Source organism: Sphaerisporangium sp. NPDC051011 (assembly GCF_040653595.1).
GTDB lineage: Bacteria > Actinomycetota > Actinomycetes > Streptosporangiales > Streptosporangiaceae > Sphaerisporangium.
This window is the reverse complement of sequence record NZ_JBFAGG010000014.1, coordinates 20,211-44,062: the sequence shown is the minus strand read 5'-3', so window position 1 is coordinate 44,062 and position 23,852 is coordinate 20,211. Positions and strand designations below refer to the sequence as shown.

The window sequence follows — 23,852 nt, the reverse complement described above, 5'->3', positions numbered from 1 at the left end:
GGCGCGCTCCGTCCGGTCCGTTCAGTGCCGGACGCCGACGAAGAGCCCACGGCCGTCCCCGATGTCCCCGCTGTCGATGTACTCGGCGTCGCAGCCCGCGCGCCGGAACGCGGCCGTGTAGTCGGCGGGCTCGAACAGGGTGAAGATCTGGACCTGGTCGAAGTGGCGTACGCCTGTCGCGTCCGCCACGGACCAGTGCGACTCCTGCCGGACGGTGGAGCCCGTGGTCCGCGCCATCCGCCCCACCCGCGCCACCGTACGGTCCGCGCCGCGTACGAAGTCGCCGGCGATGTGGCCGTCGATGAACCTGGAGGGGAAGTACCACGGCTCGACGATCAGCACCCCCCCGGTCGGCAGATGAGCGGCCATGCGGCCCACCGCCGCCTCCAGCTCCGCCGTGTCGGTCATGTAGCCGACCGTGCCGAAGAGGCTGCACACCGCGTCATAGGTCCGGCCGGTGTCGAACCGCCGGATGTCCCCGTCGTGGACCGCCACGCCGGGCACCTTCCCCCTGGCCGCCGCGCGCATCGTCGGGGACAGCTCGACGCCCTCGACCTCGTCGAACATGAGCCGGAACGTCCGCAGGTGCTCCCCCGTCCCGCAGGCCACGTCCAGCAGCGAGGCCGCCCCGGGGTGGCGGGCGCGCACCAGCTCGGTGACGAAGGCGGACTCGTGCGCGTAGTTCTTGCCCCGCCCCAGGTAGACGAGGTCGTAGACCTCGCTCACCTCGGCGCTGTAGACGTTGGCCTTCCGGGCGCCCTCGGCGTCCCGGGTGGCCATGGCGGACATGTCCGTGGTCATCAGCCCTCCGCAGTGAATTCGATCACCCGGCAAGTCTCACATCCGCCGCGTTCGCCGGGCATCTTCCCGATTGCGCAGCGGCGCCGCCGGCGCCGCGGGCGCGGCGAACTGGGCAATCTTCGAGATGTTCCCTGCGAGGGCCCGCGGCTAGCCTCGGCTCATGTCGAATGGTAGCTGTAGGATTTGCGGCGGCACGGTGAAGGAAATCGTCGACCTGGGGCGGCAGCCGTCGGGCAATGGATTTCCGTTGCCTCATGAGATCGAGCACGAGAAGTCTTTCCCGCTCAGCGCGGGGACCTGCGACTCCTGCACGATGTTCCAGCTGCTCGATGATGTTCCCTCAGAGGCGAAATACCGCGACGAATATCCGTATCACGCGTCGGGTTCTGCGGTGCACCGCGCGCATTTCGAGGGGAACGCCCGCCGTTTCCTGGAGACCGAGCTGACCGGGCCGGACCCGTTCATCGTCGAGATCGGCAGCAATGACGGCGTCATGCTCGCCACGATCGCGCAGGCCGGCGTCCGGCACCTGGGCGTCGAGCCGTGCCGGGAGGTCGCCGACGTCGCGCGGGGGCGGGGGATCCGGGTGCTCGGCGAGTTCTTCGACGAGAACACCGCGGCCGCCATCCGCGCGGAGCACGGCCCCGCGGACATGGTGTTCGGGGCCAACTGCATCGCCCACATCGTCCATCTCCGGCGGCTGCTTAAGGGCATCGACACGCTCCTGACGCCCGACGGGGTGTTCGTCTTCGAGGAGCCCTACCTCGGGTCGGTCATCGCGCAGAACGCCTTCGACATGATCTACGACGAGCACGTCTTCGTCTTCTCGGTGCGGTCGATCAAGGCCATGGCGGAACTCGCCGGATTCGAGCTCGTCAACGCCGAGCCCGTGCCGCTGCACGGCGGCACGATGCGCTACACGATCGCGCGGCCGTCCCGGCGCGCCCTGGCTCCCGCGGTGGCGGAGTTCCTGGCCCGGGAACGAGAGCAGGGGCTGGCGGAGCACGGCACGATCGAGAAGTTCGCCGCCGCGGTCCAGAAGATCCGGGAGGACCTCACCGGGCTGCTGGGCGACCTCCACGCGCAGGGCAAGCGGGTGGTCGGCTACGGCGCGCCCGCCAAGGTCACGACGGTGACGAACTACTGCGGCATCGGGACCGAACTGATCCCGTTCGTGGTCGACTCGACCCCGTCCAAGCAGGGACGGCTGGTCGCGGGCTCGCACATTCCGGTGCTGGAGCCCGGGGCGTTCTCCGCGGACCACCCCGACTACGCGGTGCTGTTCGCGTGGAACCACGCCGAGGAGATCATGGCGAAGGAGCAGGCGTTCCGCGAACGGGGCGGACGCTGGATCCTCTACGTGCCCGACGTGCACATCGTGTGAGACGTCCCGGCCCGCCGCCGCCCGCCCCCGTCGAGCCACGGCATCCCGCCGCCGGGCCGTCACGCCGTGCCACCGTGCCGCCGCATGCCAGTCGTGCGGCGGCACGCTGCGTCGCGTGGTCAACATCCCGGTGGGCTGGTGGCTGTCGGACGACGAGCGCGCGCACATCGCGCGGACCATCAGATCCGGCTGGTAGAGCCGCCTCCTGCGGGGGACCGCCCCGGCCGTCACCCGCCGCGCGGGATCGGGCCGGAGCCGCGTGCCTACCAGGTCAGGCCATGACCTTCGAGACCGTCACGGGGACCGCGTTGAAGACGGCGTTGCCCGACACCGGGTCGATGACCGTCTCGTCGGTCAGGGCGTTGGCGTTGACCCCGGCGTGCCGCACCGCCACCGGCTGCTTCCCGCCCGCGTGACCCCACCCATGCGGCAGGCTGACCACGCCCGGCATGATCGACTCGGTGGGCTCGACGGGCACGACGACCTCCCCGGCCGCCGAGCGGACGAGCGCGGTCTCACCCAGCCCGAGCCCGGCCACGTCGTCGGGGTGCACGTGCAGCGTGCACCGGTTGGAGCCGCCGACCAGCACGGGCACGTTGTGCAGCCAGCTGTTGTTGGAGCGCAGCTGACGCCGCCCGATCAGCAGGAGCTGCGAGTCGGGCGCGGCGGGCCGCGCGCGCAGCCGGCGCACTTCCTCGACCATCGCCTCCGGCGCCAGCGCCACCCGCCCTGAGGGCGTGCACACCAGTTCGCCGAGCCGCGGCTCCAGCGGGCCTAGGTCGACGCCGTGCGGCTGGGCGATCAGCTCCTTCAGCGACAGCTCGTACGCGCCGAGCCGCAGCAGGGCGTCGAGCATCAGCTCCGGCCCGCTGTCGCCGGACAGCTCGGCCCGCAGGCCGCTCGCCTCGCCGAGCACCTGCCCGACGATCATCTCGTCGAGCGCCGCCGGGTCGGCCTGCGCGCCCTGGCCCGCGGCGATGAGCGTGAGCCTGGCCAGGATCTCCGCCTCCGACCGCTGGTCGGGGCCGAGCGGGAGGATGGCGGGCGAGAACCTGGCGTAGTTCCGCACGGTCACGGTGGACAGCAGGAAGTCGTAGTGCGGCATCTGCAACATCCGCGGCGGCGGCAGGATCACGTCGGCGTGCCTGGTCGTCTCGTTGAGGTACGGGTCCACGCACACCATGAAGTCCACGCCGGCCAGCGCCCGGTCCAGGCGCGGCCCGTTCGGCGCCGACAGCACGAGGTTGCCCGCCACCGTCACCATGGCCCTGACCTGGCCCTCGCCCGGCGTCTCCAGCTCGTCGGCGAGCGTGGCGACCGGCAGCTCGCCCATCACCTCCGGCAGGTCCCGCACCCGGCTGCGCCAGTTGCCCGTGGTGAACGGCTCGCGCGGCCGGAAGATCTCCGCGATGGCGGGCCGGGTGAACATGACGCCGCCGGGCCGGTCGAAGTTGCCGGTCAGCACGTTCACCACGTCCACGAGCCACTGCGTGAGCGTGCCGAACTCCGAGGTGCAGGTGCCGACCCTGGTGTAGACGGCCGCCGAGGGCGCCGCCGCCAGGTCGCGGGCCAGCGCGGTGATGCGGCCGGCCGGAACGCGGCAGATCCGCGCGGCGGCCTCCGGCGTGTGCGGGGCGACCGCCTCGCGCAGCTCGTCCAGCCCGTCGACCTCGATGTCGATCGAGGTCAGCTCCTCCGCCAGCAGCGTGTGCACGATGGCCAACAGCAGGTGGGGGTCGGTGCCCGGGCGGACGAACAGGTGCTCGTCGGCCATGGCGGCGGTCCTGGTGCGCCGCGGGTCGGCCACGACGAGCCTGCCGCCGCGCCGGCGCAGCGCCTTGAGCCTGCCGGGGAAGTCGGGGGCCGCGCACAGCGAGCCGTGCGACTCGGCCGGGTTGGCCCCGATGACCAGCAGGAAGTCGGTGCGGTCGAGGTCGGGCACGGCGATCGCGAAGGGGTCGCCGAGCATCAGCCCGCACGCCACCTGCTTGGGGGCCTGGTCGATGGTGCTGGCGGAGTAGACGTTGCGGGTGCCGAGCGACTGCGTGAGCGGCATCCGGTACATGAACCCGGCCATGGTGTGGAAGGTCGGGTTGCCGAAGTAGACGGCGACCGCGTCCCGTCCGTGCTCGGAGATCACCCGTCCCAGGCCGCGCTCGACCGCCTCGAAGGCCTCCTCCCACGACGACTCGCGCAGCTCGCCGTCCACGCGGACGAGAGGGTGACGCAGGCGGGAGGGGTCCTCGTCGAGCGCGCCGAGGCTGGCGCCCTTGGGGCAGACGTAGCCCCGCGAGAACGGGTCGTCGGCGTCCCCCTTGACCGAGAGGACGTGACCCGTGTCGTCCAACTGGAGGCGCAGGCCGCAGACGGCGTCGCAAATGGGACAGGTTCTGTGCGCGATGGTCATGGAAACTCCCCGATGTCGAAAGATCAGAGCACGTCGAAGTCGATGCGCACCCGGGCGGTCAGCGGCACCGCCTGGCACGTCAGGATGTCGCCCGCGGCCCTGTCCTCCTCGCTGAGCGCCCAGGTGCGCGCCATGCGCACCTCGCCCTCGACGACGCGGGCGCGGCAGGTGCCGCACACGCCGGTCTGGCAGGAGTACGGCACGTCGGGGCGGTCGGCCATGACCGCGTCGAGCACCGTGCGCCCCGGCTCCAGGGGCACGCTCGTGACCCGGCCGTCCATGACGACGCTCACCTCGGCCGCCCCGGGGACCGTGCCCGTGGGGGAAGCCGGACGGCTCTCGCCGGCGGGCACGCCCGGGTGGAACAGCTCCGTGTGGATCGCGGCGGGGTCCACCTCGTGCCCGGCCAGGGCCGCGAGCGCCTCGTCCACCATGCCGGCGGGCCCGCACACGAACCACTCGTCCACCTCGGCGGGCCGCAGCAGCCGGGCGAAGAGCGCGTCGAGCGTGGCACGGTCCAGCCGCCCACGGGGCAGGCCGACGCGCGGCTGCTCGCGGGAGAACAGGTGCACCAGGTGCAGCCGGCCGGGGTGGCGGTCCTTCAGGTCGCCGAGCTCGTCGGCGAACATCGTCGAGCCGGCCGCGCGGTTGCCGTACAGGACCGTGAAGCGGCTGCCCGGCTCGGTGTCCAGCGCCGTGGCGACGAGCGACAGCACGGGCGTGATGCCCGAGCCGGCGGCCACGGCGGCGTAGCGGCGTCGGCGGGCGGGGTCGAACCGCACGCCGAACGTCCCGACGGGCGACAGCAGTTCGAGCTGGTCGCCCGGCGCGAGCTCCCTGGCCGCGTACGTGGAGAAGGCCCCGCCGGGCACAACCCGCACGCCCAGGCGGAGCCTGCCCCGGCCGGCCAGCTCGCGCGGGGTGGAGCAGAGCGAGTAAGACCGGCGGACCTGGCGCCCGTCCACCGGCAGCCGCACCGTGACGTGCTGGCCGGCGGTGAAGGAGAAGGCGCCGGTCAGCTCGTCCGGGACCAGGCAGGTCACCTCGACCGCGCTGCCGTCCGCGGCGACCGGCGTGACCGACTCGACGCGGACGCGGTGGAAGCGCGGTCTGGCCATCAGTGCGCCTTCAGATGCTCGAAGGGCTCGCCGCAGCCCGGGCAGAGCCGCAGCGCCATGCAGGCGGCGGCGCCGGCGCTGGCCAGCTCCGTGGTGTCGGGGAACGCGCAGCGGGGGCAGCCGGGCTGCAGCAGCGGCAGCGACAGCCGTCCCGGCGGCGCGATGCCCGCGTCGGCGAGCTTGGCGCGCGCGGTCTCGCTCAGCCAGTCGGTCGTCCACGGCGGCGACATGGAGACCACCACCTCCACGTCGGCCGCGCCCGCCGCCCGCGCCGCCGCGGCGACGTCCGCCTTGATCAGCTCCAGAGCGGGGCAGCCCAGGTAGGTGGGGGTGACCGTGATGACGGCGTTGCCGTCGTCGTCCACGCTCACCTCGCGCAGAATGCCCAGCTCACCGATGGACAGCACCTGCAGCTCGGGGTCGGGCACCGCCCGCACCGCCGCCTCCACTTCGGCCTTCACCATCGTGCCCCCACATGCGCTCGGTGGACGTACTGCATCTCCGCCAGCAGCGGACCGAACCACTCCGTGCGCCGGCCCTCCCGGCCGCCCGTCGCCGCCCAGCCGTCCCGCGGCCTGGCCAGCGTCGCCTCGCCGAGGACGCGGTCGACGACCTCCAGCCACGGCCCGCGCAACGCCGCCGGGTCGAGGCCCGCCTCGGGCGCCGCCCACGGCTCGAACAGCTCGTGCGTGTACGGCCACACCTCCTCGACCGCGTCGCGCATCCGCCGGTGCGACAGCGGCGTCCCGTCGCCCAGCCGGACCGTCCAGACGGAGGCGTAGCTCACGTGGAACGCGCTCTCCTTGGCCGCCTTGGCGGCGATGCCGGCCAGCTGGGGCTCGGCCGCGTGCGACAGCCGGGTGTAGAGCAGGTTCTGGTACACGGCCAGGAGCAACGTCTTGGCCACGGTCGTCGCGAAGTCCCCGTTGGGCAGCTCGACGAGCTGGACGTTGCGGAACTCGTGCTCGTCGCGCAGGAACGCCAGCGCGTCCTCGTCCCTGCCGGCCCCTTCGAGGTCGCCGGCGTAGGTCAGGAACGCGCGGGCCTGTCCGAGCTGGTCCAGCGCGACGTTGGCCAGCGCGACCTCCTCCTCCAGCTGCGGCGCCCGCGCGCACCACTCGGCGGTGCGCTGCGCGGCCACGAGCGCGTCGTCACCGAGGCCGAGCAGGTAGTCGAACAGGGAGGTCACAGGCCCTCAACCCCTTCGGGCGGCGGGAAGGAGGAGGCGTGGCGGTACTGCTTGTCCGCGGCGGGGGCGAAGTAGGCGTCCTTGTGCTCGGGGTCCGAGGAGGTCATCGACCGCGACGGCACCACCCACAGGGACACGCCCTCCTCCCTGCGCGTGTAGAGGTCGCGGGCGCTGTGCAGCGCGAGGGCGGCGTCGGGGGCGCGCAGGCTGCCCGCGTGGGTGTGGCCGAAGCCGCGACGCGGGCGCACGAACACCTCCCACAGCGGCCACTCCGCCTCGACCGCGTCGACATCCTGAGCGATGGCCTCCTGCGCGTCGATCTCCCGCGCGGCGGCCTGCTTCGCCGCCTCCTTCGCGGCGTGGGCGGCGGCGGCCTCGCGCACCCAGGCGCCCTCCTCGTGCGCGCGCCTGCGGTGTGCCAGCCGCTGCTTGTTGCGCGGCCCGTGCCCGGCCACCACCCGCATCAGCTCGTCGTAGTCGGGCGGGGTGAAGTCGTGGTGCCCCCGCTCGGGGTTCCAGCGCAGCGCCGGATCGGGTAGCCGGACGCCCAGGGCCTCGGCCTGGGGCACGCACAGGTCCACGAACCGCTGCCGCAGCTCGTCGTTGCTCGCCCGCTTGATCCGCCACGCCATGGAGGAGGAGGAGTGGGTCGAGAGAGAATCCGGCGGCCCGAACATCGCCAGCGACGGCTGCCACCAGCGCTCCACCGCCTCCTGCAGCGACCGCCGCTGCGCGGGCGTGCCGCGCGACAGCGTGTACAGCAGGTCGAAGCCCTGCCGGTGGTGGAAGGACTCCTCCCGGCAGATGCGCACCAGCGCCCTGGCGTACGGCCCGTACGAGGTACGGCAGAGCGAGACCTGGTTGACCACCGCGGCCCCGTCGGTCAGCCACGCCAGCGCGCCGACGTCGGCCCAGGTGAGCGTCGGGTAGTTGATGAACGACAGGTACTTCTGCCGGCCCTCGTGGAGCGCGTCGAGCAGGTCCTCCCTGCGCGCGCCCAGCGTCTCGGCGACCGCGTACAAGTACAGCCCGTGCCCGGCCTCGTCCTGCACCTTGGCGATGAGGACGGCCTTGCGCGCCAGGCTCGGCGCGCGGCTGATCCAGGCGGCCTCGGGCTGCATGCCCATGATCTCCGAGTGCGCGTGTTGCGCGATCTGCCTGATCAGGCTCTCGCGGTAGCCGTCAGGCATCCAGTCCTTGTACTCGATCTTCTGATCCCCCGCGATCAGGGCATCGAACGCGCTGATGCTCACGACCCACCTCCTCCGCAGATCGTCTTCAGCGTCGTTCGCGGGCCCCGCGCCGCGCATCTTCATGCTTGCGGCGATCTGCCCTGCTTGCGGAAATCTGCCATAATTTCGGCAATCTGCGAGATGCACGCCGGGGCGGGCCCCCCGACCATGGGCGGCATGACCATACGCGCGAGGGACCTGCCGAGGACGTTCAACATCGCCACCCACTTCCTGGACGGCAACGACCCCGGCAGGACCGCGCTGCTCACCTCGGCGGGCCCGGTGACCTACGGCCGGATCCAGGCGCTGGCCGGTCAGGTGGGGCACGTGCTGCGCGGGCTGGGCGTGCGCCGCGGCGACCGGGTGCTGCTGGCGCTCGGCGACGGCGTGGAGTCGGTCGCCACCTGGTACGGCGTGCAGAAGATCGGCGCGGTCACCGCCGAGGTCTACACCTACCTGCAGCCGGAGGAGTACCGCTTCTTCGCCGAGTACGCCCGCCCCGCCGTGGTCGTCGCCGACGCGTTCACCCTCGACCGGCTCCGCGCCGCCGGCATCCGGGACCTGCTGGTGGTCGGCGTGCCCGAGGAGGAGTTACGCGCGGGCGAGCACCACTTCGCCTCGCTCACCGCCGCCGCGCCCACGGAGCTGGAGGCCGCGCCCACCACGCCCGACGACGTCGCCATGTGGCGCTTCACCACGGGCAGCACGGGCAAGCCGAAGGCCTGCGTGCTGGCCGCCCGCAGCGCCGCGCTGAGCATGGAGTGGTTCGCCAGGGGAGTGCTCGACCTCGGGCCCGACGACATCGTGCTGCCCGTGCCCAAGCTCTTCTTCGGCTACGCCAACAACATCACCGCGCTGTTCCCCTTCCGCGTGGGCGCGAAGGGCATCGTCTTCCCCGAGCGCAGCACGCCCGAGCGCATCTTCGAGCTGATCGCCGAGCACCGCCCGACGATCCTGGTCAACGTGCCGACCATGATGGCCGCCATGCTCGCCCACCCCGACGCCGCCCGCCAGGACCTCAGCAGCCTGCGCGTGTGCATCTCGGCCGGCGAGGCGCTCCCGCTCGAACTGCACCGCCGGTGGCTGGCGACGTTCGGGGTCGAGGTGATGGACGGCATCGGCTCGTCCGAGATGTTTCACGGGTACGTGTGCAACCGGCTGGGCCGGGCCAGGATGGGCACGCTCGGCCAGGCCGTCCCCGGCTACGACGTGCGGGTAGTGGACGAGCACGGCGTGCCGCTGCCCGACGGCGAGGTGGGCCGGCTGGAGATCACGGGGGAGACGGCGGCGCTGGAGTACTGGCAGGACCCGGCGAAGACGGCCGCCACCTTCGTGGCCCCGGACACGGTGCGCTCGGCCGACCTGTTCTCCCGTGACGAGGACGGCTACTTCACTTTCAGCGGCAGGGCGGACGACCTGCTCAAGGTGGGCGGGAAATGGATCGCGCCCAGCGAGATCGAGAACTGCCTGATCGCTCACCCCGCCGTGGTGGCGTGCGCGGTCGTCGGGTTCGAGCGCGACGGGCTCACGCTGCTGCGCGCGTACGTGGTGACGAGCGGCGCGGCGACCGCGCAGGAGCTGCGCGACCACGTGCGCTCGCTGCTGTCGCCGCACAAGTGCCCCAAGGACGTGCGCCTGGTGGACGCGCTGCCCGAGACCGCGTCCGGCAAGGTCAACCGCCGCGCCCTCACCAGCACGAGCTGACGGCGGGCGCGCGGTGAGGGCCGGCACGCGCTAACGGGTGACGGGCGGCAGGTCCGGCAGCTCGACGCCGAAGCGGGAGCGGTAGGTCTCCCGCAGCTCGTCCTCGTCCTCGATCACCACGGTGCTCTTGCCGCCGTTCTCCCTGACGGTCAGCGTCGTCCCGCTGAGGGTGACCCGCCCGCCGTCCCGCGTCGGGATCGTGCAGTACAGGTGCCGCAGATGCGGGGATTCGGGCGCGTGCTGGTACCACCACCACATGGCCTCGAAGTCGGCCACCAGCCGCGGCCGGTCCTCCAGCCGGTACTGCAGCCGGCCGTCACGCAGCAGGTCCGTGTCGCCGTGCGGCGCGCGGGCCAGCTCGAAGGCCCCGTGCGGGTCCTGCTGCGGCAGGCCGGGCACCCAGCGCAGCGGATGGCGCGTGCCCCGGCCGAACCCGACGTCCACGAGCCACGGGTCGGGGGAGTCCGTCGTGTGCACGCGCAGCGCCATGTGGCCGATGATCGGGCCGAGCGCGCCGTCGTCGGCCACCCGGCCCGCCAGCACCTCCGCCCGGAATCCGAGCGCGCGCAGCAGCTCGAAGAACGCGCCGTTCAGCTCGTAGCAGGTGCCACCGCGCCGCCTGGCGATGATCTTGTCGAGGGCGGCCGCGCCGATGCCCATCGGCTCGCGCAGGTGGAAGTCCACGTTCTCGAACGGCACCGTCATGACGTGACGGTCGTGCAGGTCGCGCAGCGCGGCCGAGGTCGGCTCGCCGGGCCGCTCCGCGCCGATGCGCCGCAAATAGGCGGCCACCGTCCGGTCGTCGAGTAAAGGCCCGTGGGTCAGCGTCATAGTGCGGCTCCGCATTCTCACAGAAATGGCGGTACAAGGACCATGCCATTCTGCGGCCGCCCGGACACCTTTTCCGTTGCGCAGATCTCTGGCAATTCATGAGATGCGAATAGCGCGTGCGCCCGGACACCATGAGGCGAGTAAACGTAGCCCCGGGAGGCAGAATTGACCGGCTCGAGCTCCGCGACGGCGACTCGCCCGTTCGCCGTCGTTTCCGCGGGAGTGCGATGGTGGGCGCAGGTGCAGCCGGACCAGCCTGCCGTGGTCAGCGGTGGCGAGGTGCTGACCTATTCCGATCTCTACGGACGTTCCTCTCGGCTGGCAGGTGTGCTGCGGGCGCGCGGTGTGGGCAAGGGTGACCTGGTGGTCCTGGCGCTCGAACGCTCGCCCGACCTGGTCGTGGCGGCGCTGGCCGTGCTGCTGGCGGGCGGCGCGTACGTGGGCGTGGACGTCGAGGACCCCGACGCGCGGCTGTCGGCCGTCATCGCCGACTCCGGCGCCCGCCTGGTGATCGCGCGGGAGGCCGACGCCCCGCGCTTCGCGGCCGGCGGGACGTGGGACGGCGACGCCCTGCCCGCCGAGCGGGCGTGGCGCGGCGACGTGCTGCCCATCGAGCGGGCCTGGGAGAGCGACGCGCCCGCCCTGCGCGAGGGCCCCGAGATCACGCCGGACGACCTGTGCTACGTCGTGTACACCTCCGGCTCGACGGGCGTGCCGAAGGGCGTGCTCGTGCCGCACGAGGGCATCGCCAACCTGGCCGCCTGGCACCAGGACACCTTCGACGTGCAGCCCGGCGACCGCGTCAGCCAGATCGCCCGGCCCTCCTTCGACGCCTGGGCGCTGGAGGTCTGGCCGTGCCTGGCGGCCGGCGCCACGCTGCACCTGATGGAGGGCCGGCTGCCCGGCTCGTCCGACGCGCTGGCCCGCTGGATCTCCACGCAGGGCATCACGGTCTGCTTCCTGACCACCGTGCTCGCCGTCGACCTGCTCGACCAGCCGGTGGGCGGGTCGCTGCGGGTGCTGCTGACCGGTGGGGAGAAGCTGCACAGGAGGCCGCCGTCCGGGCTGTCGTACCGGCTGTACAACCTGTACGGGCCGACCGAGACCAGCGTGGTCGCCACCTACGCCGAGGTGGGGCCCGAGGGCGGGACGCCGCCCATCGGGCACCCGCTGCCCGGCATGCGGGTGTACCTGCTGGACGAGGAGCGCCGCCCGGTGCCGCGCGGCTCCGTCGGCGAGCTGTACATCGGCGGTACCGGCGTGGCCCACGGCTACCTCAACCGGCCCGAGCTGACCGCGCAGCGGTTCATGCCCGACCCGGTCGATCTCGGCGCCCGCATGTACGCCACCGGCGACCGGGCGCGCGAGCTGCCCGAGGGCGGGCTGGCCTTCGTCGGCCGGGCGGACGACCAGGTCAAGGTGCGCGGCTTCCGCGTCGAGCCCGGCGAGGTCGAGTCGGCGCTGCTGCGGCTCGACGGGGTGCGCGAGGCCGTGGTGGTCAAGAGCGAGCAGGCCGACCAGCTCGTCGCGGCCGTGGTGCCCGACGACCCGGCGGACCTGCCCGACCCCGTGGGCCTGCGCCGCGAGCTGGCCCGCGACCTGCCCGACTACATGGTCCCCGCCGTGGTCACGCTGCTCGACGCGCTGCCGCTGACCTCGCACGGCAAGGTCGACAGGAAGGCCCTGGCCAAGCCCCAGGAGCCGGCCGTGCGGGAGGAGGAGAGCGGCGGCTTGCGGACCGACACCGAGCGCATGCTGGCCGAGCTGTGGTGCGAGGTGCTCCAGGTCGGCTCCGTCGGCAGGGAGGACAGCTTCTTCGAGAACGGCGGCGACTCGCTGCTCGCCATCCGCCTGGCCTCGCGGGCCAGGCAGCGCGGGCTGCACATGGTCGCCGACGACCTGTTCGAGTACGACGTGCTGCACGAGCTGGCGGCCTTCGTCAGCGCAGCGAGCCCGGGAACGTGAGGGTGATGAAGACCTGCCTGGTCGAGCTGACGGTCTATCCCAACACACTGCCGCTGGCCTCGGGCTACCTGCAGGCCTACGCGCAGCAGGACCCCGACGTGGCCCGCGACTTCGACTTCGCCATTCACGCGGTCGAGGTGAACACGCCGCTGGAGACGCTCGTGTCCGACCTGCTCGCGCAGGAGGCCGACGTCTACGGGCTGAGCTGCTACCTGTGGAATATGCGCCGCATGAAGGAGCTGTGCGACGAACTCGTCAGGCTGCGGCCCGACGCCTACGTCATCCTCGGCGGGCCGCAGGTCATGCACCACGCCGCGGAGTACGTGCCGCCGTCGGCCCGCAACGTGCTGGTGTGCAACAGCGAGGGCGAGAAGCCGTTCACCGCGTTCCTGCGCGAGGTGGCGGGCGAGCGCAACTTCCACGAGGTGCCGGGCGTCAGCTTCTGGGACGACGACGGCGAGCTCGTCACCACCCCGCAGCCCGACCGCATCAAGGACCTGGACGAGATCCCCTCGCCGTTCGCGGCCGGCGTCTTCGACGGGGGCGAGTACACCTTCGCCGTCGTCGAGACCAACCGGGGCTGCCCGTACCGGTGCTCGTACTGCTACTGGGGCGCGGCCACCAACGACAAGGTGCACCGGTGGGAGCTGGACCGCGTCAAGTCCGACCTGTCGTGGATCAGCGAGCACGGCGTGGAGAGCATCTTCGTCGCCGACGCCAACTGGGGCGCGCTGCCGCGTGACGTCGAGCTGACCCGCCACCTGGTGGAGTGCAAGCAGCGCAACGGCTACCCGTCGATGGTGGCGATCCAGGCGGCCAAGAACCGTCCCGACCGCGTCACGGAGATCACCGAGATCCTGGTCGAGGGCGGCATGCTCACGAGCCAGCCCGTCTCCCTGCAGACCACCAGCCCGCAGGCGCTGGAGCTGGTGCAGCGCGCCAACATCAAGGAGTCCACGTACGTCGAGCTGCAGGTCAAGCTCCGCGAGAAGAAGATCAGCTCCTATACCGAGCTGATCTGGCCGCTGCCGGGCGAGACCCTGGCCTCCTACCAGGAGGGCATCGGCAAGCTCTGTGCGTCCGGCGCCGACGCCGTCGTCTCCTATCCGCAGCTCCTGCTGCGCAACACGCCCATGTACCGGCAGCAGGAGGAGCTCGGCATCGTCACCGTGCGGGTGGACGACCCCGTCGCCGAGGCCGACGTGGTGGTCGGCACGAAGTGGGTGACCCGCGAGGACTTCCAGGAGGGCGCCTGGTTCTACTACGCGGTCATCAGCATCTACAACGCGCGGGCGGGCTTCTACGTCGCGCGCCTGCTCGACCGCCAGGGCGTGTGCTCCTACACCGACTTCCTGCGGGCGGCCGCCTCCTACTTCAAGACCAGGACCGACACCGAGACCTGCCGGTTCTTCGCCGACTCCGTGGCCACGCTCGGCAACTACGACATCAACAACATCGGCAAGGTGCTGCACTACGTCCTGCACTCCCACCGGGGCGAGATGGACGTGCTGCTGGAGGGGTTCCTGCGCGAGCGCGGCTGGCTGGACCTGCCCGGCGTGCGGTCGGCCTTCGAGCTGGACCTGCTGGCCAGGCCGTACGTCTACCGGGAGTCGGTGGTCGCGCCGAGCGTGCCGCTCACGCACATCCGGCTGGCCGAGCAGGACCGCTACACCTTCGTCGCCGAGCTGCCCCCGGAGGCCGCCGCGCTGCTGGAGCTGCCCGACCTGCCCGAGGGCGAGGACCTGGGCGTGGTGCGGCTGCGCGTCGACCACGTCGGCCGGCGCAAGATGCCCTATCCGAAGCACCGCAGCCTCGACTACAACGCGGGCTACTGCCAGGTCATGATGAACCGGATGCGGGACATCGTCCCCTCGTGGACGGTGCTGTCGGCGGTGCACCATGCGGCGTGAGCTGTTCACCGCCGACCACGACGCCTTCCGCGAGCTGGTGCGCACGTTCGTCGCCAAGGAGATCGAGCCGAACTACCGCGCGTGGGAGGAGCGGGGCGCGGCCGGCAGGGACGTCTGGCGCAAGGCGGGCGAGCTCGGCCTGCTCGGCATGGACGTGCCCGCCGAGTACGGCGGGGGCGGCGACCCCGACTACCTGCACCACGTGATCGTCTCCGAGGAGCTGGGCCGGGCCGGCGTGCACGCGCCCGCGCTGTCCCTGCACAACGAGATCGCCGGGCTGTACCTGCGCACGCTCACCACGCCCGAGCAGCGCGCGCGCTGGCTGCCCGGCTTCTGCAGCGGGGAGCTGGTCACCGCCGTGGCCATCACCGAGCCCGACGCCGGCAGCGACGTGGCGCGGCTGCGGTGCCGCGCCGTCCGGCGCGGTGACGGCTACGTGATCAACGGGCAGAAGACGTTCGTCACCAACGGGTCCGTGGCCGACCTGCTGCTCGTGGCCGTCCGCACGGGTGAAGGCGCGGGCGGCGGGCTCAGCGTGATCGCCGTCGAGTCCGACCGGCCAGGGCTGTCACGCGGGCAGGCGCTCGACAAGATCGGTATGCGTGCCATGGACACCGTCGAGCTCTTCTTCGACGACGTCGAGGTGCCCGCCGCCAACCTGCTGGGCCGCGAGGGCAAGGGCGTGGCCTACCTCATGCGCACGCTGCGCAGGGAACGCATGATGATCGCGGTCTCCGCGCTGGCCACCGCCGAACGGGTGCTGGAGTACACGATCGAGCACTGCCGCACCCGCCAGGTGTTCGGCCTGCCCGTCGGCGCGCACCAGCACAACCGCTTCGTCCTGGCCGAGCTGGCCACCGCCGTGGCCGTGGCCCGTTCCTTCACCGACCGGTGCGTGGCCGAGGAGGCGGCGGGCCGGCTGGAGGCGGAGGAGGCGGCGATGGCCAAGTGGTGGAACACCGAGCTGTGCCAGAAGGTCGTGGATCGCTGCCTGCAACTGCACGGCGGCTACGGCGTGGTGCGCGACTTCCCGGTGGCGCGGGCGTACGTCGACACCAGGGCGCAGACCATCTACGGCGGCACCACCGAGATCATGAAAGAGCTGATCGGGCACGGGCTGATATGAGAACACCTCCGTGGTACCTGGCTTTCGAGCCGAGGCCGTCGGCCAGGCTGCACCTCTATGCCCTGCCCTGCGCGGGCGGCGGCCCCTCGGCCTTCCGCCCCTGGACGCGGCACCTGCCGTCCTGGATCGAGCTGCGCGCCGTCACCCTGCCGGGCCGCCCCGGGCGGCACCGCGAGCCCGCGCACACCGACTGCGACACCGCCGCCCGCGCCCTGGCCGCCGAGCTGGCCGCCGAGCTGGAGGGCCAGAGCGTGCCGTACGCGCTGTTCGGCCACAGCATGGGCGCCATGCTCGGCTACCGCATGGTGCGTGAGCTGCAGTCGGCCGGCGGGCGCCTGCCCGAGCTGCTGGCGGTCGCGGCCTGGCCGGTGCGCGGCGCGCTCGCGCAACCCGACCCGCGCGACGGGGACGAGCGGTTCATCGCCTCTCTGCGCGCCCTCGGCGGGCTGCCCGACGAGCTGGCCGGCGACCCCGCCGTGCTGGCGCGGACGCTGCCCGTGGCCAGGGCCGACTTCACGCTGTGCGCGTCGTACGCCTACCGGGCCGAGCCGCCGCTGCCCGTGCCCGTCGCCGCCTTCTGCGGCACCCGCGACCCGGTCGCGCCGGAGCGCGGCATGGCCGAGTGGCGCGCGCACACCACCGATTTCCGCGGGCTGCGAATTTTCGACGGCGACCATTTCTTCGTGCGGGACCGCGCCGCCGAGCTGGTCAGCGCGATAACAGCAATTCTGAAGATGCGCGGCCCCGCCGCGCGGCACGAAGCTGGGAGGGCTGTTCAACTCCGAGGAGCGTCCCTATGACAGCCACCTTTGGCGGCGATTCCCGGCCATCACGTGAAACCAGAGGACAGTATTTTCCTGAGCTGCAGGGAATACGCGCACTCGCGGTGCTGGCCGTCATCACCGTTCACTCCGCCTTCGCCGCCGGGCAGCTCGGCTACGCCGACCAGCCCGGCAACGGCTGGGTCGCCGTCGTGATCGAGCGGTTCACCCGCGAGTCACTGCCGATCCTCTTCGCCCTGTCCGGTTTCCTGCTATACCTGCCCTTCGCGCGCAAGACCATCGAGGGCGCCCCGCAGAGGTACAACCTGGGCTCCTACGCGTGGCGGCGCGCGCTGCGTATCTTTCCCGCGTTCTGGCTGCTGGCCCTGGTGGCGCTGTTCACGCCGCTGTTCCTGATGGCGGGCCAGGAGCAGGCCAGCTACGGCTTCTGGTACATCGTGCGGGTGCTGACCATGCAGCACGTCTACGTGGCCGGCGGCATCCCGTCCGGCATGGAGTCGACGTGGAGCATGGCGACGGAGATCGCGTTCTACATCCTGCTGCCCGTGTTCGCCTGGCTGTTCCACCGGCTCGCCGCCGGCGCGGCGACGCCGCAGGCCAAGGCGCGCCGCATGATGGTGCCGATCTTCGCCATCGTGCTCATCGGCTACGCCTTCAGCGCCTGGAGCCACCACCCCTCGCTCGGCCAGCCCCCGGTGCAGGGCAACTGGCCCATCGGCTGGTTCGGCTACCTGGCCATCGGCATGGCCCTGGCCACGCTCTCGGCCGCGGCCCAGAGCGGCGGCTGGCTGGCGCCGTACCGGCTGATCGCCCGGCACCCCGGCCGCACCTGGCTGGTCGCGCTCGGCGTCATCATCCTGTACTGCTTCTCGCCCATGGGCGACCAGGGCACCTCCGACTTCCCGTACACCGAGATCGTGCTGTTCGATCAACCGATCGACCTGCTGATCGTGTTCCTGCTGCTGGCGCCGCTGACCGTGCCCGACCTGCGCTCGCGCTTCCTCACCGGAGTGCTGACCATCAGGCCGTTGCAGTACATCGGGCGGGTGTCGTACGCGATGTTCCTGTGGCACATCCCCGCCATCTACATCTGGAACCTGTGGGAGCCCACGAACTTCGCGCTCACGCTCCTGCTCGTGCACGGCACCGCGTTCGTCGCGGCCTTGATCAGCTACTACGCGGTCGAGAAGCCGGCGCTGCGGCTGCGCAACAAGCTGGGCAAGGGCTCCGCCGAGCCCAGCACGCCGGTGCTCGTGCGCTGACCCCCCGACGGACGACCTCCGCGCGCGCTCCGTCGAAAGCCGATCCGAAGAAAGGTGATGATCGTGGCGAGTCTGGCCCGAGTCAGGTCTGACGCCGATCTCGACGACGTGGTGGCCGTCCTGGAGAGGGACGGGGCCGTGATCGTCGAAGACTTCCTGGACAGCGAGACGCTCGCGGGGCTGCGGGCGGACCTGGAGCCGACGCTGCAGGACCAGTCCTACAGCGACAACTGGTACGACGGGCTCCGCACGCGGCGGGTGTCGTCGCTGTTCGCCCGCACGACGAGGCTGACCCCCGTGGTCACGCACCGCCTGTTCCTGGGCGCGGCCCGGGCCATCATGCAGAAGCCCATCCCCATGTGGATCGGCAAGTCGCGCCAGGACATGGTGCCGAGCATCCAGATCAGCGCCACCCAGCTCGTGCAGATCCACAAGGGGCAGGGCAAGCAGCCGCTGCACCGCGACGACGCCCTGCACCTGCGCCCGCACCCGGGCCCCACCACCAGGGTCATGGTCATGCTGGCGATGAGCGAGTTCACCGCCGCCAACGGCGGCACCCTGGTGATCCCCGGGAGCCACCACTGGGACGACGAGCGGGCGCCGGCCACCGAGGAGGCCATCCCCACCGAGATGCCGCCGGGCGGCGGGCTGATCTGGCTCGGCGGCGTCTACCACGGCGGCGGGCGCAACGTCACCGACTCGCCCCGCACCGGCATGACCATCGCCTACGACCTGGGCAACCTCCGCCAGGAGGAGAACCAGTACCTCGCGGTGCCGCGCGAGCGGGTGCTGGAGTACCCCGAGGAGGTGCGCAGGCTCCTCGGCTACGACCGGTGCCCGCCCGGCGTGGGCTGGCTGGAGATGAACGACCCCTACATCTGGCTGGAGCCGGAGGAGGCCAGGCACGCCGCTCTCGGTCACCTGGTCTCCTGACTCCCCAAGTGAGCATTCCTGAATAAGATCGGGACAGCCCGGTCGGACACAATGACGATCCGGCTTACACGAAAGGACGACGCGATGAGCAAGATCGATATCACCCGCGTGCTCGAGGCCCCGCGGGACTTGGTTTACGCTGCCTGGACCCAGCCGGAGCACTTCACCCACTGGTGGGGCGCGCCCCTGGACACCATCTCCATGGACGTCCGCCCCGGCGGCGAGTGGAAGGCCACGATCGTGGTCGATGAGCAGACCCAGGTCCCCTTCGCCGGCGTCTACCAGGAGGTCGTCCCGAACGAGCGCCTGGCCTACACGCTGGTCGACCTCAGCGGCAGGGAGCCCGCTCCGGAGCAGGCCGCCGGCCCCGAGACCGTGACCATCACGTTCTCCGACGCTGGCAACGGCACCAAGCTGGTCTTCGTGCAGGAGGGCAACCTCCCCGAGGAGGAGCTCCCCCGCGCCACGGAGGGGTGGGGCTTCTTCTTCGACGCCCTCGACCAGTACGTCACGAAGATCAAGTAATGTGACGACGGGGGAGATCCCCGGTGACCGCCGGCAACGGACGACGTGGGGACCGCCGGCCCGGTCCGATCTCCTCCACCTGCGGGATGTCCGGCCGCGCCGAGGGGCGGAGCCGTAGCCGGCGACGATGGCGAGGTGCCGAGCGCGACCTGCCTAGAGTGGCCGGACATCCGACGGCCGCCGGTGGCGGGGGAGCACACCGCGCGATCGGGGAGGGGCGTGGCCGATGCCGCGCCCCCGTCGCATGCCCGGACTCGTTCGCGCGCGCGGGAATCCCGCAAACGGCGATAAGCAAATTAACGCCCCGCGATGTTAGCGTCAATTCATGGAGACTTCCTGCCGCATCTGCTCTGGGCCGGTGAAAGGCTCGATAGACCTCGGTGTCCAGCCACGCGGAAATGCCTTCCCCAAGCCTGACCAATTGGCTGGGGAATTCTTTTACCCGCTGATCGTCGGAATGTGTGACTCGTGCGCGATGGTGCAATTGATGGCCGAGATCCCGCAGGAAGTCAGATATCACGACCAGTACCCGTACCGGGCCTCCAACTCCACCGTGCACAGCGAGCACTTCGCCGGTGTCGCGCGCCGGCTGCTGCGCACCGAGCTGACCGGCCACGACCCGTTCATCGTCGAGATCGGCTGCAACGACGGCGTCATGCTCGCCACGGTCGCCGACGCCGGTGTCCGGCACCTGGGCGTCGAGCCCTCCCAGGAGGTGGCCGCCCTGGCCCGGTCGAGAGGCGTGCGGGTGCTGCCGCGCTTCTTCGACGAGGAGACCGCGGGGGAGATCCGCGCCGAGCACGGCCCCGCCGACGTCATCTTCGGCGCCAACGTCATCGCGCACATCTCCCACCTCGACTCCGTGCTCAAGGGCGCCGTGACGCTGCTCGGCCCCGACGGGGTGTTCGTCTTCGAGGAGCCCTACCTCGGCGCCGTCGTCGAGCAGACCGCCTTCGACCTGTTCTACGACGAGCACTCCTTCGTCTTCTCCGTCAGCTCCATCCGCGCCGCCGCACGCCTCTTCGGGCTCGACCTGGTGGACGCCGAGCCGCTGGCCATCCACGGCGGCTCCATGCGCTACACGCTGGCCAAGAGCGGCGCCCGCCGCCCCACCGCGGCCGTCGGCGAGCTGCTGGCCTCTGAGCGGGCGCGGCGCCTCGACCGGCCCGCCACGCTCGAGGAGCTCAACCGCAGGGCCGAGCGCGTCCGCGACGAGCTGACCGAGCTGCTCACCTCGCTGCGGGCGGACGGCAAGCGGGTGGTCGGCTACGGGGCGCCCGCCAAGATCACCACGGTCACCAACTACTGCGGGATCGGGACCGAGCTGATCCCGTACGTGTGCGACTCGACGCCGTCCAAGCAGGACCGGGTGGTCGCCGGATCCCACATCCCGGTGGTGGCGCCGTCGGTGTTCCGAGAGGACCGGCCGGACTACGCGGTGCTGTTCGCGTGGAACCACGCCAAGGAGATCATGGCGAAGGAGAGCGACTTCGCCGGCCGCTGGATCCTCTACATCCCCGAGGTCCACATTCTCTGACCCGTCACGGCCGTCCCATCACGCGAGCGGCCCGCCACGATGTCGTGGCGGGCCGCTGCGGCGTCCGGGCTACCTCCGGGTGGCGCCCTGCATGATGTCGTCGCGGAACAGGCCGTCCGGGTCCACGCGGGCGCGCACCGCGTCCACGGCGTCCACCGTGGCCGCGTCCAGGTGTCCCTGGGGCTGGTCGAAGCGCTCCACGAACGTGGGCGCGGTCGTGCCGGCGTCCCAGGGGGTGAGGGCGGACCTGACCACGGGGAGCCGGGCGAGGATGTCCTCCCGCGTGCCCGACAGCCCGGGGACGCCGCCGCCCGAGTAGCCGTAGCGGGCCGTCAGGTGGTTCAGGGCGCCGCCGGTGGGGTCGGGGTCGGCGTAGGCGCCCCCGAGCTGGCGCAGGCCGGCGGCGATCAGCGGGGAGCGCGAGCCCGCGCCGATGACCTCCAGCAGCGCGTCGATGCCCGCCTCCCCGAGCTCGTTCAGCAGCAGGTGGTCGCCGATGACCTCGACGGGGTCGGACGGGTCCATGTGCGTGTCCAGGAGCCCCGCGGGACCGGTCGTCTGCCACGTGTCGAGCACCGGCGGCGCGATGCCGCGCAGTGGGCCCAGGAGCTCGCCGGCCCGCGCCTGGGCGGCCGCCACGTCGTCGTCCGTCCCGGCCAGCACGGCGCCGTCCACGAACAGGACGGGGCCCGCCGACAGCATGGGCGGCACGTCCGGCAGGTCGGGCAGGTTGAGGACGCGCACGCTGGTCGTCGCCTCGCGCGGGGCGGTCAGCGTCCACTCGCGCCAGGCCCGCAACAGCTCGGGCGCGTGGACGGCGGGCCAGCACGCCGCCCCGGTGACCACCTTCGCCACCGGGAACAGGGCGACCTCCACAGCGGTGACGACCCCGAAGCCGCCCCCGCCGCCGCGCAGCGCCCACAGCAGCTCGCCGTCCCCGCCGGCCCCGGTGTCCGCGCCGAAGACCGCGCCCGTGCCCGACGCCCTGCGGAGCTCGCCGTCCGCCGTGACGAGTTCCACCGCGCGCACGCTGTTGGCCGCGAGCCCGGTGCGCCGGCCGTAGAAGCTGAGCCCGCCCCCGAGGAGGTACCCGACCACGCCGACCGTCGGCGACGAGCCGTGCGCGACCGACAGGCCGTGTTCGGCGGCGGCCTTGACCACCGCGCCCCAGCGGGTCCCCGCGGGCACGCGGGCCACCCGCCGTTCGGGGTCGATCTCGACGCGGCCGCTCATCTCCGTCCGCAGCAGCAGCCCGCCGCGCACGGGACGGGCCGCCTCGGCCCAGTGGCCGGTGGTGTGCACCCGGACGGGCAGGCCCGAGCGGCGCGCGAAGCCGACGGCCTCCCGCACCTCCTCGACCGTGCGCACCACGGCGGCGGCGGCCGGCTTGGGCACCGCGCCCAGCGCGAACACCGCGGTCGCCGCCTCGTAGCCGGGCTGCCCTGGCCCGGCGATGAGCAGGCTGGACCGCCCGGGCCCGGCGACGGGCGTGCCGGCCCCTCCCGGCTTGGGCAGGAGCACGCCGGGCTCTCCCGACTCCGTGACGGCCATTCAGCTCACCCGCCGCGCGGTGATGAAGGCGAACGACTCGGGGCCCGAGCTCTCCAGCACCACCATGCCCGCGTCGGCGAGCCAGCGGTCCAGCTCCTCCCGCTCGAACAGCAGCATCCCGGCCGGCCGGCTCGGGAAGTAGTGCGCGGCCTGGAAGTGGCGGCAGACGGGGTCCTCGTCCCACACGAACGTCATCAGCGTGAACGTGCCGCCCGGCCTCAGCACGCGCCCCACCTCGGCGATGGCGGTGGCCGCCTCGTCGGGGACGGCCTGCAGCGCGTTCCAGCAGACCACGGCGCCCATGCTGGCGTCGGCCAGCGGGATGTCCAGCGCGCTCGCGCGCACCGCGGGCACGTTGGGCACACGGCGGCGCAGCACGTTGAGCATGGGCAGGCCCAGGTCGAGGGCCAGCAGCCGGTCGGTGCCGACGGTCGCGGCGATGACGGAGGTCCAGCGGCCGGCGCCCGCCCCGAGGTCGAGCACGGGGCCGTCCACGGGGCGCACGCTGCGCGCGATGTAGGCGTCCTCGTCGGCGAGCGTGACCGCGCCGCCCCAGTTGCCGCCCGCCACGCGCAGGAATTCGGGACGCAGCAGCGCCTCGTAGTACAGGCCCATGCTGGGCATCTCGGCCAGGCTCTTGAGCAGGTCGGCGGTGGCCTCGTCGGCGTCGTCCCGCACGGCCCTGGTGAGGTCGAGGATGCCGCGGGAGGCCGGGTAGGCGACCGCGCAGGCCGGGCAGCGCACGGCGGCGCCGCTGTTGTCGAGCGGGCCCCGGCAGGACGGGCAGACCAGCGCGGACATGTGCCGCGCGAACAGGCCGAGGCGCGGGTCGGCGCCCGACGCGTCCGACTCGGGCGGCGCCTGCGGGCCGGGCACGTCGACCACCGGGCCGCGCCGGATCGACCAGTACGCCTTCAGCCCCATGTAGCCCCACACGGTCCGGCTGTCGTTGCGCCAGTTGACCTCGGCCTGCTCCTGGCTGAGCGCGCCGATCCACGCCTGGTCGAAGGCGCGCTCCTCGTCGGTGAGCCGCCAGATCTCGGGGGCGGGCCAGACCCGGCCGAGGCCGGTCCGCCGCTCGTCCATGAGGGTCAGGCAGCGGTCGAGCCGGGACCGGTCGCCGGAGTCCAGGCCGAGCCGGCCGGCGACGCCGAGCACCCTGTCGCGGTCGTGCGGGAAATGCGCGAGCAGGTAGGCCAGGGCCTGGCCGAGCTCGGGGCCGGCGCCGTCGGCCAGGGCCAGGTAGCGGTCGAGGCCGGCGCGCACGGCCTCGGTCTGCCCCGCCTCGGCGATCAGGCCCAGCAGGATCAGCAGCCGGCCGGCGCGCGCGTCGTCGAGCCCGTCCAGCGCGCCGATGAGCTCGGGGATCGCCGACGGCGCGCGCTCGGTGAGCGTGCCGCCGTCCCACAGCGTCTGGTCCTGCGCGGTGCCGGGCGACCAGAGCGCGCCGACGAGCCGCGCGTAGGCCGCGTCGAGCCCGTCGGGCGACGCGCCCGCGAACTCCTCGAGAAGCATTGCTGGCGCGTACGTGGTGTCAATGCTCATATTAATTCCCTTCGCGCGAAACGCCTCTTAGCATCACACCGGCCCGGCCG

Annotated in this window: 19 protein-coding genes and 1 pseudogene; 10 read left to right on the top strand and 10 right to left on the bottom strand. The window is 72.2% G+C overall.

The window, feature by feature from the left end; all coding sequences use genetic code 11:
* Nucleotides 1-21: 21 nt before the first annotated feature.
* A complete protein-coding gene (locus AB0H21_RS29095; protein ID WP_358522711.1) occupies nt 22-801 on the bottom strand; it encodes a class I SAM-dependent methyltransferase in 780 nt (259 codons plus the stop codon).
* Between the two features lie 160 nt (nt 802-961).
* Between AB0H21_RS29095 and AB0H21_RS29090 the strand changes: the two genes are divergently transcribed.
* The gene (locus tag AB0H21_RS29090; RefSeq protein ID WP_358522708.1) at nt 962-2,185 is read left to right on the top strand and encodes a class I SAM-dependent methyltransferase; all 1,224 of its coding nucleotides are present in this window, start codon (nt 962-964) and stop codon (nt 2,183-2,185) included.
* 271 nt (nt 2,186-2,456) lie between these two features.
* Here AB0H21_RS29090 and AB0H21_RS29085 read toward each other — a convergent pair whose 3' ends face one another.
* The 6 genes and pseudogenes from AB0H21_RS29085 to paaA form a co-directional block, all read right to left on the bottom strand.
* On the bottom strand, nt 2,457-4,592 hold the full coding sequence (locus AB0H21_RS29085; protein ID WP_358522705.1) for a molybdopterin-dependent oxidoreductase: 2,136 nt from the start codon (nt 4,590-4,592) through the stop codon (nt 2,457-2,459).
* Nucleotides 4,593-4,615: 23 nt separating this feature from the next.
* Nucleotides 4,616-5,710 carry a 2Fe-2S iron-sulfur cluster-binding protein gene (locus AB0H21_RS29080; RefSeq protein WP_358522702.1) on the bottom strand — a complete coding sequence of 365 codons (1,095 nt, stop codon included), beginning with the start codon at nt 5,708-5,710 and terminating at the stop codon, nt 4,616-4,618.
* Entirely contained in the window at nt 5,710-6,174 is a 465-nt protein-coding gene (gene paaD, locus AB0H21_RS29075) for a 1,2-phenylacetyl-CoA epoxidase subunit PaaD (protein ID WP_358522699.1), read from the bottom strand. Before paaD ends, AB0H21_RS29080 begins: the two co-directional genes overlap by 1 nt.
* A complete protein-coding gene (gene paaC / locus AB0H21_RS29070) occupies nt 6,168-6,899 on the bottom strand; it encodes a 1,2-phenylacetyl-CoA epoxidase subunit PaaC (protein WP_358522697.1) in 732 nt (243 codons plus the stop codon). Before paaC ends, paaD begins: the two co-directional genes overlap by 7 nt.
* Nucleotides 6,896-7,201 carry a 1,2-phenylacetyl-CoA epoxidase subunit PaaB gene (gene paaB, locus AB0H21_RS29065; protein WP_358523148.1) on the bottom strand — a complete coding sequence of 102 codons (306 nt, stop codon included), beginning with the start codon at nt 7,199-7,201 and terminating at the stop codon, nt 6,896-6,898. The genes paaC and paaB overlap by 4 nt, the downstream gene beginning before the upstream one ends.
* 36 nt (nt 7,202-7,237) lie before the next feature.
* Nucleotides 7,238-8,170: pseudogene (gene paaA / locus AB0H21_RS29060) on the bottom strand (1,2-phenylacetyl-CoA epoxidase subunit PaaA); the annotation flags it as partial.
* Nucleotides 8,171-8,308: 138 nt separating this feature from the next.
* Between paaA and AB0H21_RS29055 the strand changes: the two are divergent.
* Nucleotides 8,309-9,835, top strand: coding sequence for a benzoate-CoA ligase family protein (locus AB0H21_RS29055; RefSeq protein ID WP_358522694.1), 1,527 nt, complete (start codon nt 8,309-8,311; stop codon nt 9,833-9,835).
* 30 nt (nt 9,836-9,865) lie between these two features.
* On the opposite strand, the gene AB0H21_RS29050 is transcribed toward AB0H21_RS29055, so the two are convergent.
* Nucleotides 9,866-10,666: an arylamine N-acetyltransferase gene (locus AB0H21_RS29050; protein WP_358522691.1), complete on the bottom strand. Its 801-nt coding sequence runs from the start codon at nt 10,664-10,666 to the stop codon at nt 9,866-9,868.
* A 222-nt stretch (nt 10,667-10,888) separates the two neighbouring features.
* Between AB0H21_RS29050 and AB0H21_RS29045 the strand changes: the two genes are divergently transcribed.
* From AB0H21_RS29045 to AB0H21_RS29010, 8 genes are all read left to right on the top strand, one after another.
* Nucleotides 10,889-12,631, top strand: coding sequence for a non-ribosomal peptide synthetase (locus AB0H21_RS29045; RefSeq protein WP_358523145.1), 1,743 nt, complete (start codon nt 10,889-10,891; stop codon nt 12,629-12,631).
* 5 nt (nt 12,632-12,636) lie between these two features.
* Complete coding sequence (locus AB0H21_RS29040) at nt 12,637-14,541, top strand: cobalamin-dependent protein (RefSeq protein WP_358522688.1); 1,905 nt, start codon at nt 12,637-12,639, stop codon at nt 14,539-14,541.
* Nucleotides 14,531-15,667, top strand: coding sequence for an acyl-CoA dehydrogenase family protein (locus AB0H21_RS29035; RefSeq protein WP_358522687.1), 1,137 nt, complete (start codon nt 14,531-14,533; stop codon nt 15,665-15,667). Before AB0H21_RS29040 ends, AB0H21_RS29035 begins: the two co-directional genes overlap by 11 nt.
* Nucleotides 15,664-16,467, top strand: coding sequence for an alpha/beta fold hydrolase (locus AB0H21_RS29030; RefSeq protein ID WP_358522685.1), 804 nt, complete (start codon nt 15,664-15,666; stop codon nt 16,465-16,467). The genes AB0H21_RS29035 and AB0H21_RS29030 overlap by 4 nt, the downstream gene beginning before the upstream one ends.
* The gene (locus AB0H21_RS29025; protein WP_358522683.1) at nt 16,464-17,711 is read left to right on the top strand and encodes an acyltransferase; all 1,248 of its coding nucleotides are present in this window, start codon (nt 16,464-16,466) and stop codon (nt 17,709-17,711) included. Before AB0H21_RS29030 ends, AB0H21_RS29025 begins: the two co-directional genes overlap by 4 nt.
* A gap of 63 nt (nt 17,712-17,774) precedes the next feature.
* Entirely contained in the window at nt 17,775-18,644 is an 870-nt protein-coding gene (locus AB0H21_RS29020; protein WP_358522681.1) for a phytanoyl-CoA dioxygenase family protein, read from the top strand.
* 84 nt (nt 18,645-18,728) lie between these two features.
* Nucleotides 18,729-19,169 (top strand): SRPBCC domain-containing protein, encoded by a 441-nt coding sequence (locus AB0H21_RS29015; protein ID WP_358522679.1) that lies wholly within the window; start codon nt 18,729-18,731, stop codon nt 19,167-19,169.
* Nucleotides 19,170-19,494: 325 nt separating this feature from the next.
* Nucleotides 19,495-20,706 carry a class I SAM-dependent methyltransferase gene (locus tag AB0H21_RS29010; protein WP_358522676.1) on the top strand — a complete coding sequence of 404 codons (1,212 nt, stop codon included), beginning with the start codon at nt 19,495-19,497 and terminating at the stop codon, nt 20,704-20,706.
* 69 nt (nt 20,707-20,775) lie between these two features.
* Here the strand turns inward: AB0H21_RS29010 and AB0H21_RS29005 are convergent, their stop codons facing one another.
* On the bottom strand, nt 20,776-22,257 hold the full coding sequence (locus tag AB0H21_RS29005) for an FAD-dependent oxidoreductase (protein WP_358522673.1): 1,482 nt from the start codon (nt 22,255-22,257) through the stop codon (nt 20,776-20,778).
* Nucleotides 22,258-23,802: a methyltransferase domain-containing protein gene (locus tag AB0H21_RS29000; RefSeq protein WP_358522672.1), complete on the bottom strand. Its 1,545-nt coding sequence runs from the start codon at nt 23,800-23,802 to the stop codon at nt 22,258-22,260.
* Nucleotides 23,803-23,852 lie beyond the last annotated feature (50 nt).